Source organism: Roseiarcus sp., from assembly GCF_049514155.1.
Classification (GTDB): Bacteria; Pseudomonadota; Alphaproteobacteria; order Rhizobiales; family Beijerinckiaceae; genus Roseiarcus.
On sequence record NZ_JBEKVH010000109.1, the window covers coordinates 1 to 13,201 of the forward strand.

At 68.1% G+C, this 13,201-nt stretch carries 15 protein-coding genes and 1 pseudogene; 8 read left to right on the top strand and 8 right to left on the bottom strand.

Annotated features, from left to right (window positions below; all coding sequences use genetic code 11):
- The 3 genes and pseudogenes from ABSF49_RS14875 to chvE form a co-directional block, all read right to left on the bottom strand.
- A pseudogene (locus tag ABSF49_RS14875) lies at positions 1 to 263 on the bottom strand (sugar ABC transporter permease); the annotation flags it as partial.
- Positions 260 to 1,795, bottom strand: coding sequence for a multiple monosaccharide ABC transporter ATP-binding protein (gene mmsA, locus ABSF49_RS14880; RefSeq protein WP_424113440.1), 1,536 nt, complete (start codon positions 1,793 to 1,795; stop codon positions 260 to 262). The gene mmsA and the pseudogene ABSF49_RS14875, both read right to left, overlap by 4 nt.
- 118 nt (positions 1,796 to 1,913) lie before the next feature.
- Complete coding sequence (chvE, locus tag ABSF49_RS14885) at positions 1,914 to 2,978, bottom strand: multiple monosaccharide ABC transporter substrate-binding protein (RefSeq protein WP_424113441.1); 1,065 nt, start codon at positions 2,976 to 2,978, stop codon at positions 1,914 to 1,916.
- Between the two features lie 221 nt (positions 2,979 to 3,199).
- Here chvE and ABSF49_RS14890 point away from each other — a divergent pair, with 221 nt between their 5' ends.
- On the top strand, positions 3,200 to 4,201 hold the full coding sequence (locus ABSF49_RS14890) for a LysR family transcriptional regulator (RefSeq protein ID WP_424113442.1): 1,002 nt from the start codon (positions 3,200 to 3,202) through the stop codon (positions 4,199 to 4,201).
- Here the strand turns inward: ABSF49_RS14890 and ABSF49_RS14895 are convergent.
- Both ABSF49_RS14895 and ABSF49_RS14900 read right to left on the bottom strand, forming a co-directional pair.
- Positions 4,198 to 5,181, bottom strand: a complete 984-nt coding sequence (locus ABSF49_RS14895; protein ID WP_424113443.1) for a zinc-dependent alcohol dehydrogenase family protein — start codon at positions 5,179 to 5,181, stop codon at positions 4,198 to 4,200. The two genes, ABSF49_RS14890 and ABSF49_RS14895, sit on opposite strands and share 4 nt — an antisense overlap.
- Before the next feature lie 11 nt (positions 5,182 to 5,192).
- Positions 5,193 to 5,969, bottom strand: a complete 777-nt coding sequence (locus ABSF49_RS14900; protein WP_424113444.1) for a universal stress protein — start codon at positions 5,967 to 5,969, stop codon at positions 5,193 to 5,195.
- 294 nt (positions 5,970 to 6,263) lie between these two features.
- Here ABSF49_RS14900 and ykgO point away from each other — a divergent pair, with 294 nt between their 5' ends.
- The 3 genes from ykgO (at position 6,264) to ABSF49_RS14915 (ending at position 8,060) form a co-directional block, all read left to right on the top strand.
- The gene (gene ykgO, locus ABSF49_RS14905; protein WP_113887466.1) at positions 6,264 to 6,389 is read left to right on the top strand and encodes a type B 50S ribosomal protein L36; all 126 of its coding nucleotides are present in this window, start codon (positions 6,264 to 6,266) and stop codon (positions 6,387 to 6,389) included.
- Between the two features lie 74 nt (positions 6,390 to 6,463).
- On the top strand, positions 6,464 to 7,054 hold the full coding sequence (locus ABSF49_RS14910) for a tetratricopeptide repeat protein (protein ID WP_424113445.1): 591 nt from the start codon (positions 6,464 to 6,466) through the stop codon (positions 7,052 to 7,054).
- A gap of 7 nt (positions 7,055 to 7,061) precedes the next feature.
- A complete protein-coding gene (locus tag ABSF49_RS14915) occupies positions 7,062 to 8,060 on the top strand; it encodes an alpha/beta fold hydrolase (protein ID WP_424113446.1) in 999 nt (332 codons plus the stop codon).
- On the opposite strand, the gene ABSF49_RS14920 is transcribed toward ABSF49_RS14915, so the two are convergent.
- Together ABSF49_RS14920 and ABSF49_RS14925 are read right to left on the bottom strand one after the other, a co-directional pair.
- A complete protein-coding gene (locus ABSF49_RS14920; RefSeq protein WP_424113447.1) occupies positions 8,014 to 8,487 on the bottom strand; it encodes a DoxX family protein in 474 nt (157 codons plus the stop codon). The genes ABSF49_RS14915 and ABSF49_RS14920 overlap by 47 nt on opposite strands.
- A gap of 72 nt (positions 8,488 to 8,559) precedes the next feature.
- Positions 8,560 to 9,174, bottom strand: coding sequence for a tetratricopeptide repeat protein (locus tag ABSF49_RS14925; RefSeq protein WP_424113448.1), 615 nt, complete (start codon positions 9,172 to 9,174; stop codon positions 8,560 to 8,562).
- Between ABSF49_RS14925 and ABSF49_RS14930 the strand changes: the two genes are divergently transcribed.
- Genes ABSF49_RS14930 through ABSF49_RS14945 form a run of 4 tightly spaced genes read left to right on the top strand, consistent with a single transcriptional unit; the run spans position 9,174 to position 11,705 of the window.
- Positions 9,174 to 9,767 carry an RNA polymerase sigma factor gene (locus ABSF49_RS14930; RefSeq protein ID WP_424113449.1) on the top strand — a complete coding sequence of 198 codons (594 nt, stop codon included), beginning with the start codon at positions 9,174 to 9,176 and terminating at the stop codon, positions 9,765 to 9,767. The genes ABSF49_RS14925 and ABSF49_RS14930 overlap by 1 nt on opposite strands.
- A 2-nt stretch (positions 9,768 to 9,769) precedes the next feature.
- Complete coding sequence (locus ABSF49_RS14935; protein ID WP_424113450.1) at positions 9,770 to 10,543, top strand: anti-sigma factor; 774 nt, start codon at positions 9,770 to 9,772, stop codon at positions 10,541 to 10,543.
- Entirely contained in the window at positions 10,540 to 11,145 is a 606-nt protein-coding gene (locus ABSF49_RS14940; RefSeq protein ID WP_424113451.1) for a YceI family protein, read from the top strand. Before ABSF49_RS14935 ends, ABSF49_RS14940 begins: the two co-directional genes overlap by 4 nt.
- Positions 11,142 to 11,705, top strand: coding sequence for a cytochrome b (locus ABSF49_RS14945; protein ID WP_424113452.1), 564 nt, complete (start codon positions 11,142 to 11,144; stop codon positions 11,703 to 11,705). Before ABSF49_RS14940 ends, ABSF49_RS14945 begins: the two co-directional genes overlap by 4 nt.
- Here the strand turns inward: ABSF49_RS14945 and pyk are convergent.
- On the bottom strand, positions 11,702 to 13,135 hold the full coding sequence (gene pyk / locus ABSF49_RS14950) for a pyruvate kinase (RefSeq protein WP_424113453.1): 1,434 nt from the start codon (positions 13,133 to 13,135) through the stop codon (positions 11,702 to 11,704). The genes ABSF49_RS14945 and pyk overlap by 4 nt on opposite strands.
- Positions 13,136 to 13,201 lie beyond the last annotated feature (66 nt).

Genomic DNA, 13,201 nt, shown 5'->3' on the forward strand with positions numbered 1-13,201 from the left:
ACCGACCCGACTGACAGGTCGATGTAGAAGGCGACGATGATCAACAGCATGCCGAGGGCCATGATGACCACGTAGCTGTTCTGCAGGATCAGGTTTGTCAGGTTCAGCGGCGCGAGCGAAATGCCGCTGGTGAGGAAGTAGAAGAACCCCATGATCAACAGCAGCGTCAGCAGCAGACCGTAGTCGCGCAGGCTGCTCTTCCAGACCGCGGCTTGAACCTCGGCTTCTTCAGAGCCGGACGCCGGCGTCGCTTCGTGTTTCATTGGACCGTTCCGTATTGCCGCATGATCGACGCCATAATCTTCTCTTGCGTGGCCCCCGCGGCCGGCATCTCGTCGACGACTTTCCCTTCGTTCATGACGTAGATGCGGTCGCAGATGCCGAGAAGCTCGGTCATCTCGGAGGAGATGAGAATCACGGCTTTGCCGGCGTCAGCCAGCTCGTTGATGATGGTGTAAATTTCATACTTGGCGCCGACGTCGATGCCGCGCGTCGGCTCGTCGAGGATGAGCACCCTCGGCTGGGCGAACAGCCACTTGCTCAGCACGACTTTCTGTTGGTTGCCGCCCGACAGGTTGAGCGCGCGCTGGAAGATGCCGGAAGAGCGGATATTCAGCGACGTGCGATATCGGTTGGCGACCTGCTGCTCGCGCGCCTCGTCGATGACGCCGCGCCAGGCGACGCCCGGCAGATTGGCGAGGGTGACGTTGCTCTTGATGTCTTCCTGCAGCACCAAGCCGAGCGTCTTGCGGTCCTCGGTTACGTAGGCGATGCCGGACGCCACCGCCTTCTGAATGCTCGAGAGGTCAACGGGCTTGCCCTCCATCGTCGCTTCGCCGCGCACGTTGCGGCCGTAGGCGCGGCCGAACACGCTCATCGCCAGTTCGGTGCGCCCGGCCCCCATCAGGCCGGCGATGCCGACGATCTCGCCGGCGTTGACGTACAGGCTGACGCCTTTGACGACCTCGCGGCCGGCGTGGTGCGGATGCTCGACATTCCAGTTCTTGATCTCAAGCAGCTTCTCGCCGATCTTCGGCTGGCGATGCGGATAGCGGTCGGACATCTCGCGCCCGACCATGCTCTTGATGATCCGGCCTTCGCTGATCTTCTCCTTGTGGCAGTCGATCGTCTCGACCGTCGTGCCGTCGCGCAGCACGGTGATCGAATCGGCGACCTTGGCCAGTTCGTTGATCTTGTGAGAGATCAGGATCGAGGTGATGCCCTGGGCGCGGAACTCGGTCAGCAACTTGAGCAGCGCGTCGCTGTCGGCCTCGTTGAGCGAGGCGGTCGGCTCGTCAAGGATCAGCAGCTTGACGTCTTTCGACAGCGCCTTGGCGATCTCGACCAGCTGCTGCTTGCCGACGCCGAGATTGGTGATCGGCGTGTTCGGCTTCTCGTTGAGGCCGACCTTCTTCAGCACCTCGCGGGTGCGGTTGAACGAGGTCGCCCAGTCGATGACGCCCATCTTGGCCGGCTCGTTGCCGAGGAAGATGTTCTCGGCGATCGACAGCAGCGGCACCAGCGTCAGTTCCTGGTGGATGATGATGATGCCGACACGCTCGCTGTCGGCGATGCGGTCGAAGCGACGCGTCTCGCCTTCGTAGACGATGTCGCCTTCGTATGAGCCGTAAGGATAGACGCCGCTCAAAACCTTCATCAGCGTCGATTTGCCGGCGCCGTTTTCGCCGCAGATCGCGTGGATCTCGCCGGTCTTGACCACCAGATTGACGTCGACCAGCGCCTTGACGCCGGGGAACGTCTTGGTGATTCCTTGCATTTCCAAAATCGCGGTCATCGAACACCCGGCCGATTGTTTCTGGTCGTTTACGCAGCAAACGCGTGCGCGAAGTCGATCCAGATCAAAAAAACCCCGCGTCGTCGCCGACGCGGGGGCCTGGTTTTTTGTCAGCCGATCATTTGAGCTGGTCGGCCTTGTAGTAGCCGCTGTCAATCAGCGCCTTCTGCACGTTGGAGGCGTCGACCGCCACCGGGGTCAGCAGGTAGGACGGAACGACCTTGACGCCGTTGTTGTAGGTCTTGGTGTCGTTGACTTCCGGCTCCTTGCCCGCGAGCACGGCGACGACCATGTCGGCGGCCACCTTGGCGAGATCGCGGGTGTCCTTGAAGACGGTCGAATACTGCTCGTGGGCGAGGATCGACTTGACCGACGGCAGTTCCGCGTCCTGGCCGGAGATGATCGGCATCGGCTGATCCTTCGAGCCGTAGCCGACGCCCTTGAGCGACGAGATGATGCCGATCGAGATGCCGTCATACGGCGACAGCACGGCGTCGACCTTCTTGCTGGTGTAGAAAGCCGACAGGAGGTTGTCCATGCGGGCCTGAGCGGTGGCGGCGTCCCAACGCAGGGTCGCGACCTTGTCCATGCCCATCTGCTTCGACTGAATGACGATCGTGCCCTTGTCGATCAGGGGCTGCAGAACCGACATGGCGCCGTTGTAGAAGAAGAAGGCGTTGTTGTCGTCGGCCGAACCGCCGAACAGCTCCATATTGAACGGGCCGGTCTTGCCGGCGTCGATGCCGAGGCCGTGGACGATCGAGGTCGCCTGCAGCACGCCGACCTTGTAGTTGTCGAAGGTGGCGTAATAGTCGACGTTGGCCGAGCCGCGGATCAGGCGGTCATAGGAAATGACCTTGATGCCGGCGTCGTGCGCCTTCTGCAGCGCGTCCGAGAGCGTCGTGCCGTCGATCGCCGCGATCACCAGGACTTTCTCGCCCTTGGTGATCATGTTCTCGATCTGCGCGAGCTGGTTGGGAATGTCGTTGTCGGCATACTGCAGGTCGGTGTTGAAACCTTTGCCCTGCAGCACCTTGACGATGTTGTCGCCGTCGGCGATCCACCGCGCCGACGACTTGGTCGGCATTGCGATGCCGACCGTGACTTTGTCGGCGGCGTTGGCGACGCCGGTCAGGGCGAACAGCCCGACTGCGACCGCCGCGGCGAAAGAATGAAATTTCATGCAAGTCCTCCCGATAGCACCAATTACCATACGATACGGCGCTCGCGCTCAGACAACACTCCTTCTCGGCCGCCCCCCGGCGGTCGGTCGTCGTCGCTCGAAATTGCGTCGCGCGGCTAGCTAGTTGAAAACTGCCATGACAGTCAAATGCTTGGAGTCGCGCAAACCATGCCGAATTGATATATCTTATTATAAGACTATCACCCTGGAATCTACTGACAATGGATGATAAATCTAACGTCGGCCACTCGAACCTCCGGCGGCGGCGGGCAATCGCGGTCGACGACGAAACAACCAGCCGCTTGAAACTGGCGCATTTGCGGCTGGTGGCGGCGCTTGCCGACACCGGCATGGTCAGCGCCGCGGCCAAGGCCGTCGGCATGACGCAGCCCGCCGCGTCGCGTCGCATCGCCGAATTGGAAGCGCTGCTCGACGCGCCCTTGTGCGACCGTCTGTCGCGTGGCGTGCGTCTCACGCCGCTCGGCCATGCGCTTGCGCGCCACGCGCGCTCGGTGTTGCTCCATCTCGCGCAAGCCGAACGCGAATTCGCCGATCTCCGGGCAGGCCGGCGCGGCGCCGTCGCCATCGGCGCCGTCTCGGGACCGGCGGTGGAAATCGCCGCGCCGGCGATGGCGCGCGTACGCGCCGAGGCGCCGGGCGTCGAAGTCGACATCCGCATCGACGTTTCAACTGCGCTGGCGCGCGAGCTGCTCGCGTCGCGGCTCGACTTCATCATCGCCCGCGTGCCCGACGAACTCGACCCGCAGGCGTTCGAGAGCCTGGCGATCGGCGTCGAAGAGGCGCATGTCGTCGTCAGACGCGGCCATCCGCTGCTCGGACGTGGACCGGCGACGCTCGCCGACACGAGCGGCTACGAATGGGTGATGCAGCCGCGCGGCACGCCATTGCGCCGTACGGTCGAGACGCTGTTTCAGGCGGCCAATGTCGCCGCCCCCGATCGTTTCCTCGCCACGACTTCGATCTTCCTGACGATGATGCTGGTCGCGGGTTCGGACGCGCTGGCGCCGTTGGCGACCGCCGCGGCGCGCTTCGTCGACCACGACGGCGCTGTGGGCAGGCTGGCGATCCTGCCGACCGCCTTCTCGATCGTCGTGCAGCCCTACAGCCTCATCGCCCTACGCAATCGCGCGCTGTCGCCGGCGGCGCAGACGGTCTACGACATCGTCCGCCAACAGGCGTTCTCTGGCGCGCGCAGGGGCTAGGGCGCGAGCGCCGCCGCGCCCTGCAGGCGTCCGTCGCGCAGATCGGCGAGGGCGCGATTGGCGTCTTCGAGCCGATAGCGGGTCACCTCGGTGCGAATGTCGACGCGGCGCGCGACTGCGAAGAATTCGGCCGCGTCGGCGCGGGTCAGATTGGCCACCGAGACGATCTGCCGTTCCCCCCACAGCCAGCGGTAGGGAAAGCTCGGAATGTCGCTCATGTGGATGCCGGCGCATACGACGCGGCCGCCTTTTCGCGTCGCGCGCAGCGCGGCGGGAACGAGCGCGCCGACCGGCGCAAACAGGATCGCCGCGTCGAGCGGCGCCGGAGCGGGTTGATCCGAGCCGCCGGCCCACACGGCGCCGAGCCCGCGCGCGAAGCTTTGCGCCGCTTCGTCGCCGGGGCGGGTGAAGGCGTAGACCTCGCGGCCTTCGCTGCGGCAGATCTGGGCGAGGATGTGCGCAGCGGCGCCGAAGCCGTAGAGGCCGACGCGCCGGCCTGGCCCTGCAGCCTTGAGCGCGCGCCAGCCGATCAACCCGGCGCACAGCAGCGGCGCTGTCGCCACGGCGTCGACGTCGTCGGCGAGCGGCGCCACGAAGGCCGCCTCGGCGACGATATGGGTCGCGTAGCCGCCGTCGCGGTTGTAGCCGGTGAACTCGGGGTCGTCGCAGAGGTTCTCGCGGCCGTCGCGGCAATAAGGGCAATGGCCGCAGGCGCGCCCGAGCCACGCAACGCCGACTCGGGCGCCGATCGCGACGCCCTCGACGTCCGCCCCCCGCCGCACGACCCGGCCGACGACCTCGTGGCCGGGCACGATCGGCGGCCTCACGTCGGGCAGCTCGCCGTCGACGACGTGCAGGTCGGTGCGACAGACGCCGCAGGCTTCGACCCGGATCAGCAGCTCCGACGGCCCCGGTTCGGGGTCGGGGCGCTCCTCCAGAACCAACGGCTCGCCGACCCGTTTGAGCGCCATCGCCCACAAGACGCTCTCCCTCAGTGCGACATGAAGATCGGGGCCGTCGGCTGGCGCAGCAGGTCTTGGCTGACGCCGCCGAACAGAGTCTCGAACAGGCGCGAGTGGCTGAAGGCGCCGGCGACGATCAGGTCGGCGTCCTGGGTGTCGAGGCTGGCGAACAAGGCCTCGAGCGCCGAGACGTCGCCGGTGTCGGTCCAGTCGGAGATATGGGCGACGACGCCGTGGCGAAGCAGGTGATCGGAGAGGCGCTCCGCCGAGGCCCTGAACCCATGCGCGCGCGACGAGAAGCTGAAGATCGTCACCTTGTTGGCTTTCTCGAGCAGCGGCATCGCGTCGTGGACGGCGCGCGCCGCCTCGCGGCTCGCATTCCAGGCGATGACGATATTCTTGCCGAGCGGCCCGTAGGGCCAGTCCTGCGGCAGGATCAGAATCGGCCCGCCGGCTTCGATCAACACCCGGTCGGGCACCTCTTCGCGCACCAGTTTGCGCGCTTCGCCCTCCGGGCGCGAGGCGACAATCAGGTCGACGCAATGGGCGAAATCGCTGCCGAGCGCCGGCTCGGCGTCAGCGCCGATAAAATGGCCGACGACGCCGGCGTCCCTGACCGCCGCCTCGAACGCCGGGCGGATGAGCAGCGCGCGGTCGCCCCAAGCGCCGGCGAGCGCCGATTCGTCGCTCGCGTCGACGCCGATCAGCCGCGCGCCGTGCGTCTTGGCCAATTCCGCGGCCAGACGTAGACGATCGGTCGAGTCCTCGCTGGCGTCGAGATAGACCAGGATGTCTTTGTAGGCCATTTGCCCACTCCCCGTTTTCCTCGCCCCTTGGCCGGCGCGTCCGGGGCGCCAGCGTCCCTTCTTACCGCCTTTTTGCCTTGCCGGAGGCCGCGTCGAGGCCAATCCGACCCCGGACCGCGGCGGCTTCGGCCGGCGCAGGCGGCAAGAAATCCTTAGCGCCTTGTCGCCGCGATGCATTGATCCGGCCCAAGCTCGCGCCATGGCGCTTGATCGGCGCGGCTGAATCGGGCATAGGAGCGCGCTCATCGTTTCGTCGTGGGTTCGCCCGCAGCTCCTTGTCCCCTTGGTGCTCCCGTGAAAGTCCGTAACTCGCTCAAGTCGCTGCGCAATCGCCACCGCGACAACCGTCTGGTCCGTCGCAAGGGCCGCGTCTACATCATCAACAAGACCCAGAAGCGCTTCAAGGCGCGTCAGGGCTGAGCGCTCCGCCGGCCCTCCGGGCCTGCCGCAATCGTGTTTTGACCCTAGCGCGGCGAGGCTTTAGGCTGGCCGTCATGACGGGTCGGCCGCTCCTCGTCTTCTTCTGTCTGCTGGGAATCGCCGCGCCCGCGCGCGCGGCCGATGCGCCGGCGGCGTCCCCGCCTCCCGCCGCCGACGCCGACCAGGACGCCGGGCGCGACGCGTTGCTGGCGCGGCTCGCGATCGCCGCCGACCCCGACGAAGCCGACGGCATCGTCGCCCGCATCGACCGGCTCAATCAGCATTCTGGCTCCGACACCGGCGATCTGCTGCTCAACCGCGCCGCCGCGGCGATCGACGGCGAAAACGTCGAAGTGGCGCAGCGGCTGCTCGACGCGCTGACCGCGCTGCAACCGCAATGGGCCGAGGCGTGGGCGGCGCGCGCCAACGCCGACTATCTCGCCGGCGATCCCAAGGCGACGTTCGTCGACCTTGCGCGTGCGCTCGCCGACGACCCCAAGCACCTGAAGGCGCTGGCCGACCTGGGGGCGATGCTCGAGGACGCCGGGCGCCGGGACGACGCCCTGCGCGTCTATCAGCGCGCGCTCGAAATCGCGCCGCAATGGCGACCCGCTCGCGAGGCGACCGACCGACTGCGCGCGGCGATCGCCGGCAAAGACCTATGAACGCGCCGTGATCTTCGCGTTTGCCGGGCTCACGGCGGCGGTGGCCGGCCTGCTCGCCTTCACCGCCCTCGCCTCGCACGTCATCGAAGCGCGTTTCCCGCCGGTCGGCGAACGCATTGCGGCAGGGCCGCGCGGCGCCGCGGTCCATGTCGTGGAGCGGCCGCCGCGCGCGCCTGAACGCGGCGCCGTCCTGCTCGTCCATGGCGCCTCGGGCAATTTCGCCGACCTGGACGTCGCTTTGGGCGAACGCCTCGCCGCGCTCGGTTTTCACGTTTTCGCCGTTGATCGTCCGGGCCACGGCTGGAGCGACCGTCTCGCCGGCGCGGACGCCGCCTCGCCCGCCGGTCAGGCCGCAGCGCTGCGCGCGGCGTTGGAGCGGCGCGGAGTCGGGCGAGCGATCGTCGTCGTCCATTCGCTCGCCGGCATGCTTGGCCTCGCGATGGCGCTCGACGCGCCGGAATTTGCGCGCGGCCTCGTCCTGCTTGCGCCGGTCAGCCATCCCTGGCCGGGCGGCGTCGCCTGGTACTACCGGCTGGCGGCGTCGCGGCTGTTCGGGCCGGCGTTTCGCCGCCTGTTCGTCCTGCCGGCGGGCCTCGCCTCGATGCGCGGCGCCGTCGGCGAAGTCTTCGCTCCCAATCCGCCGCCGAAAGACTACGCCGTCGCAACGCGCCTGCCGCTGGTTTTCCGGCCGCGCCACTTCCGCGCCAACGCCGAGGATGTCGTCGCTGCAGAGGCGCATGTCGCGGCGCTGTCGCCGAGCTACGCGGCGATCCGCGTCCCGACGGCGATCATCACCGGCGACCACGACGGCGTCGTCTACGCGAAGATCCATTCCGCCGGCTGCGCGCGCGACATTCCCGGCGCGACGCTGACGGTGCTGCCGGGCGTCGGCCATTCGCCGCACCACAGCGCGCCCGACAGTGTCGTCGCGGCGATCCTCGAGGTCGAAGCGCGCGCGCTCAGCGCAGAACGGCGTCAGCCGGACCAGGCCCCGGCGTCGGCCTGAGCCAACGCGCGACCAGCGCGTCGAGCGACCAGCCGCCGGCGCCGAGCGCGGCGAGGGCGAAGAGCCCGCCGGCGATGGCGAAGTCCTTGCGGAACTCGAGAATTTCGCTGTAATCCGCGCCCTGGTGGAAGATGAGCGCCGCCAGCAACGAGAAGATCCCGAGCGCCAGCGCTGACGGACGCGTCGCGAACCCGACCGCCAGCGCCAGCCCGCCGCCGAATTCGAGCGCGATGACTGGCGGCAACAACCACGGCGCGACGCCGAACTGCGCCATGTAAGACTGGACATCGGCGTAACTGCCGATCTTGCCCCAGCCTTCGAGAACAAAGAGGTAGGCGGCGAACAGCCGCGCCGCCAAGGCCGCCGCGTCGCCGAGCGCGGTAAAGCCGGCGAGGCGAGCGACGAACGTCTGCAATCCTGTCTGCATCAAAGTCGCGCCTCACAATGGAACCCGGTTTGAAGAAGCGGCGCGCCGCGACCAGCGACGCGCCGCGCGCGCTCATGCGCCGCCCGGATGGGCGAGCGCGTCGGAAAGATCTTCGTATTCCTCGCACGCGGTCGAGCCGCAGATCTTGGCGATCGTGTCGAGCTGCTGGCGCGCGAGATCGAACTTGCCTTGCAGCGCGTAGGCCTCGCCGAGATACTCGCGCACCTGCGCGTAGTTGGGATCCAACGCCACCGACTTCAGATAGTAGCCGATGCCCTCTTCGGTGCGGCCGAGCTTGCGGGTCGCATGGCCGCGGTAATTGAGTGCGCGCGGCGTGTTGGGGTCCTTCAGCAGATCGAGCGTCTGCAAGGCCTCGTCGTAGCGCTGCGCTTGGTCGAGGGCAAAGGCGTATTCGACCATCTGGTCGTCAGGCAGGACGTCGCTCTTCATCGTCAGGCAGCGCTTGCCCTTGACGTCCCAGATCTGACCTTTGGGACAGGTGGTGAGGTCTTCCTGTTGCGTCTGCCGTGGGCCGCCGCCGCCACTACCGCCGCCGCCGCCGCCGCCGCCGCCGCCTCCACCGCCGCCTCCGGCCGCAAGCGCGTAAGGCGCAGCGGCCGCCAGCGCGACGGCCAGAACCGTCGAGGTCAGAGTTCGCCTAGCGTTGATTTGAAAGTTAGTGCGCATTGAGCCAGTCTCCTTATCTCGGGACGCGATATGAACACGCGTCGGGCGCCGCTTATTCGGCCGCCGCGTGCGCGAGGCGACAGACGATGGGCGACGGACCCAAGGAGGAGGTGCGAGGCGGCCTCGAGGCGCATCTGGCGCGTCTGTGGCGCTACGCCCTGTCGCTCTCGGGCGCGCGCGACGTCGCCGAGGATCTCGTCCAGGCGACCTGCCTCAGAGCAATCGAACGCGCCGACCAGTTCCAGCCCGGCACGCGGCTGGACCGCTGGCTGTTCGCTATTCTGCGATCGATCTGGCTCAACGAAAGCCGGGCGCGGCGCGTCAGGGCCGGCCAGGGCGTGCTCGACGCCGGCGAGGCGCTCAGCGTCGACGGCGCGCACGAGATCGAAACGAATATTTCGGCTGCACAGGTGTTGAGGGCGATTGGCGCCCTGCCGTCGGCGCAACGCGAAACCGTGCTGCTGGTCTACGTCGAAGGCTATTCCTACCGCGAGGCGGCCGAACTCCTCGGCGCGCCGATCGGCACCGTGATGAGCCGCCTGGCGGCCGCGCGTGCGACGCTGATCCGGACGCACGAAACGAAGGACGCGTGATTGTGGCGACGAGCGATGACGACGACCGCAAGCTGACCGCCTATCTCGACGGCGAGCTCGACGAGGCCGAGCGGTCGGCGCTCGACGCGCGGCTCGAGGCCGATCCAACCCTGCGCGCGCGGCTCGACGCCTTGCGCGCGGCGGCGGACCGCACGCGCGCCGCCTTCGCGGCATTGCTCGACACGGCGCCGCTCGCCGACATGCGGACGCGGCTCGACGCGGCGCTTGCCGCCTCGCCGGCGCGCGCCGCGCCGCCCTGGCGCAGGAGCGTCGCTGCGATCGCCGCCGCGGTCGCAATCGTCGCTTTCGCCGCCGGCCTCGCCGCTGGACGCTGGAGCGTCGGGTTCGGCGGCCTCGCCGAGCGCGACGATTGGCGTCAGGCGGTCGTCGAATACATGGCGCTCTACACCCCCGAGAGTTTCGGCGAAGCGGCTTCGCCGCGGCTTGGCGACGAACTTTCGACACTGTCGCAGCGCCTCGACGCGCCCCTCGACGTCGACCGCCTGAAGGTCGACGACCTGTCGCCGCGCCGCGCCGAACTGCTGCAATACGACGGCGCGCCGCTTGGCCAGATCGGCTACCTCGACGGCGCGACGCCGGTCGCCTTCTGCATCCTGCGCGACGGCGAAGCGGACGCGCCGCTGGCGAGTTCGTCGCGCGACGGCTTCGCCGTCGCCTCATGGGCGCAAGGGGGGCGCGGCTACATGCTGATCGGCAAGATTCCGGTCGAGCGGTTGACGGCGCTCGCCCGCTCGCTGAAGGAGAAGACGGGATGACGGCGACTCTTACGCTCACAGCGCCTCCGCGCCGCGCCAACGCGGTCGCCTGGCTCGTCGCGGTTGTCGCCGGCGCCGCCGCATTCGCCGATCGCGGCGCCGGCGCCGAACGCGACGCCTGGCGCATCGATCCGACGCACACGCACATCGGCTTCGTCGTCGACGCGGTCGGCTTTCCACGCACGCAGGGCGAGTTTCGCGTCTTCGACGGGCGGCTGTCGATCGACTTCGACCGGCCCGCTGCGAGCCGCGTCGCTTTCACCGTCCGCGCCGATTCGATCGAGGTCGGCTCGTCGTCGTTCGACGACACCCTGCGCGGGTCGAATTTCCTCGACGCGCAGCGTTTCCCCGACATCCATTTCGAATCGACGCGGGTCGAGAAGCGCGACGGGTCGACCATCGACCTGACCGGCGACCTGACGTTGCTCGGCGTCACCCGGCCGCTGACGGTCGAGGTCGAGGTCAAGCGTCTGGGCGGCGCGCGGCTCGGCTTCGTTGCCCACGCCCGCATCGACCGGCTCGCTTACGGCATGAATTCCGGCTTCCCGATCATTTCGCGCGACGTCGATTTGACCGTGTCGAGCGAGGCGCTGGCGGGATGACGGCGCCGCGGGCGCGCTGGAACGAAGGCGTGATCGCGCTCCACTGGCTGTCGGCGGCGGGACTGGCGCTGGTGTTCACGCTCGGCCTGGCGGCGACCGCGGGCAATTTCGACGCCGCGCGCAAGTTCGACCTCTACCAGACGCATAAGGCCCTCGGCTGGCTGACGCTCGCGCTTCTGGCGGCGCGCCTCGCCGCCCGCGCCGTTCGCGTCGCGCCGCCGCCGGCGCCGAGCTGGTCGCGGGCGACCCGCGCCGCCTCGCGTCTCGTCCACGCCGCGCTTTACGCGCTGCTGGCCGCGGTTCCTCTGATTGGCTGGCTGCGCGTCTCTTCGGCGATCGTGCCGATCCCGGTGAGCCTGTTCGGCCTGGCGACGATCCCCGACATCGCGCCGGTCGACGCCGATTTCTCTGAACGCATGGCGCTCGCCCACAAGCTCAGCGCCTGGGCGCTTGCGGCGCTCGTCGCGCTCCACGTCGCTGCGGCGCTCAAGCACCAGTTCGTCGACCGCGACGCGATTCTCTATCGCATGTGGCCGCGCGCCGGCGACCGGACGTCCTAGACGGCGCCGCCGTCGGGGCCGACCCGGGTGATGCGCAGATTGTTGGTGGCGCCGGAATTGCCGAACGGCACGCCGCAGACGACAATCACCCGTTCGCCGACGCCGACGAAGCCGTCGATATAGGCGTGGCGGCAGGCGCGGTCGGCCATGTCGCGTTCGTCGCGCGCGTCCTCGGTGACGACGGCGTGCACGCCCCAGGCGAGCGCCAGCCGACGCGCGACGGCGACGACCGGCGTCATCGCGATGATGGAGGATAACGGCCGCTCGCGAGCGATGCGAAGGCCGGTCGAACCGGAAGCGGTCCAGGCGCAGATGACTTTCGACTGCAGCGCCTCGGCGACGTCGCGCGTCGCCTCGGCGATCGCGTCGCCGCCGCTGCGGTCGTGCGTCGGTCGCTGGGCGGTGATGATCGCCGGATAGATGCCCTCCGATTCGACGGTCGTGGCGACGCGATCCATCGTCGTCACCGCCTCGATCGGATATTGGCCGGAGGCGCTTTCGGCCGACAGCATCACCGCGTCGGCGCCCTCGAACACCGCGGTCGCGACGTCGGAGACCTCGGCCCGGGTCGGCACCGGCGTGGTGATCATCGATTCGAGCATCTGGGTGGCGATGACGACCGGCTTGCCGAGGCGGCGGGCGCGGCGGGTGATCGTCTTCTGCAGACCCGGCACGCACTCGAGCGGCATTTCGACGCCGAGGTCGCCGCGCGCCACCATCACCGCGTCGGAAACAGCGAGGATGTCGTCGAGACGCTGAATCGCCTGCGGTTTTTCGATCTTGGCCATCACCAGCGCGCGTTCGCCGGCGATTTTCTTCACTTCGATGACGTCCTCGGGGCGCTGGACAAACGACAGCGCGATCCAGTCGATGCCCTCCTCGAGCGCCGCGGCGAGATCAGCGCGGTCCTTTTCGGTCATCGCCGAGGTCGGGATCGTCGTGTCGGGCAGGCTGACGCCCTTCTTGTTGGAGACGCGGCCAGCGACCTCGACGATCGTTTCGACGCTGCCGGGCGCGACTGCGGAGACGCGCAGCAGCACTTTGCCGTCGTCGATCAGCACGCGATGGCCGGGCTGCACCGAGCCGAGGATTTCCGGATGGGGCAGGTAGACGCGGGTCGCGTCGCCGAGCTTGGCGTTGGCGTCGAGCGTGAAGACGTCGCCCTTGCGCAGCTGGACGGCGCCGGATTCGAATTCGCCGACCCTGAGCTTCGGTCCCTGCAAGTCGACGAGAATGCCGATCGGCCGGTCGAACTCCTCTTCCAGCGAGCGGATCATCGCCACGCGCTCGCGCATCGCCTCGTGCGAAGCGTGACTCATGTTGATGCGAAAGACGTCGGCCCCCGCCTTGAACAGATTGGCGACGACGGCGCGGTCGGCCGAGGCCGGACCGAGGGTGGCGATGATCTTGACGCGGCGGCTGCGACGTATCACGAACGTTCTCTCTCTTTTTCAGTTTCGTTTGTTTTTTCGGTTTCGTCGTATTTGCGCGCGTGG

Excerpts from the sequence above, each read along its gene's own strand:
- mmsA (WP_424113440.1), bottom strand. The coding sequence starts at position 1,795 with ATGACCGCGATTTTGGAAATGCAAGGAATCACCAAGACGTTCCCCGGC.
- chvE (WP_424113441.1), bottom strand. The coding sequence starts at position 2,978 with ATGAAATTTCATTCTTTCGCCGCGGCGGTCGCAGTCGGGCTGTTCGCC.
- ABSF49_RS14890 (WP_424113442.1), top strand. The coding sequence starts at position 3,200 with ATGGATGATAAATCTAACGTCGGCCACTCGAACCTCCGGCGGCGGCGG.
- ABSF49_RS14900 (WP_424113444.1), bottom strand. The coding sequence starts at position 5,969 with ATGGCCTACAAAGACATCCTGGTCTATCTCGACGCCAGCGAGGACTCG.
- ABSF49_RS14910 (WP_424113445.1), top strand. The coding sequence starts at position 6,464 with ATGACGGGTCGGCCGCTCCTCGTCTTCTTCTGTCTGCTGGGAATCGCC.
- ABSF49_RS14920 (WP_424113447.1), bottom strand. The coding sequence starts at position 8,487 with ATGCAGACAGGATTGCAGACGTTCGTCGCTCGCCTCGCCGGCTTTACC.
- ABSF49_RS14925 (WP_424113448.1), bottom strand. The coding sequence starts at position 9,174 with ATGCGCACTAACTTTCAAATCAACGCTAGGCGAACTCTGACCTCGACG.
- ABSF49_RS14940 (WP_424113451.1), top strand. The coding sequence starts at position 10,540 with ATGACGGCGACTCTTACGCTCACAGCGCCTCCGCGCCGCGCCAACGCG.
- ABSF49_RS14945 (WP_424113452.1), top strand. The coding sequence starts at position 11,142 with ATGACGGCGCCGCGGGCGCGCTGGAACGAAGGCGTGATCGCGCTCCAC.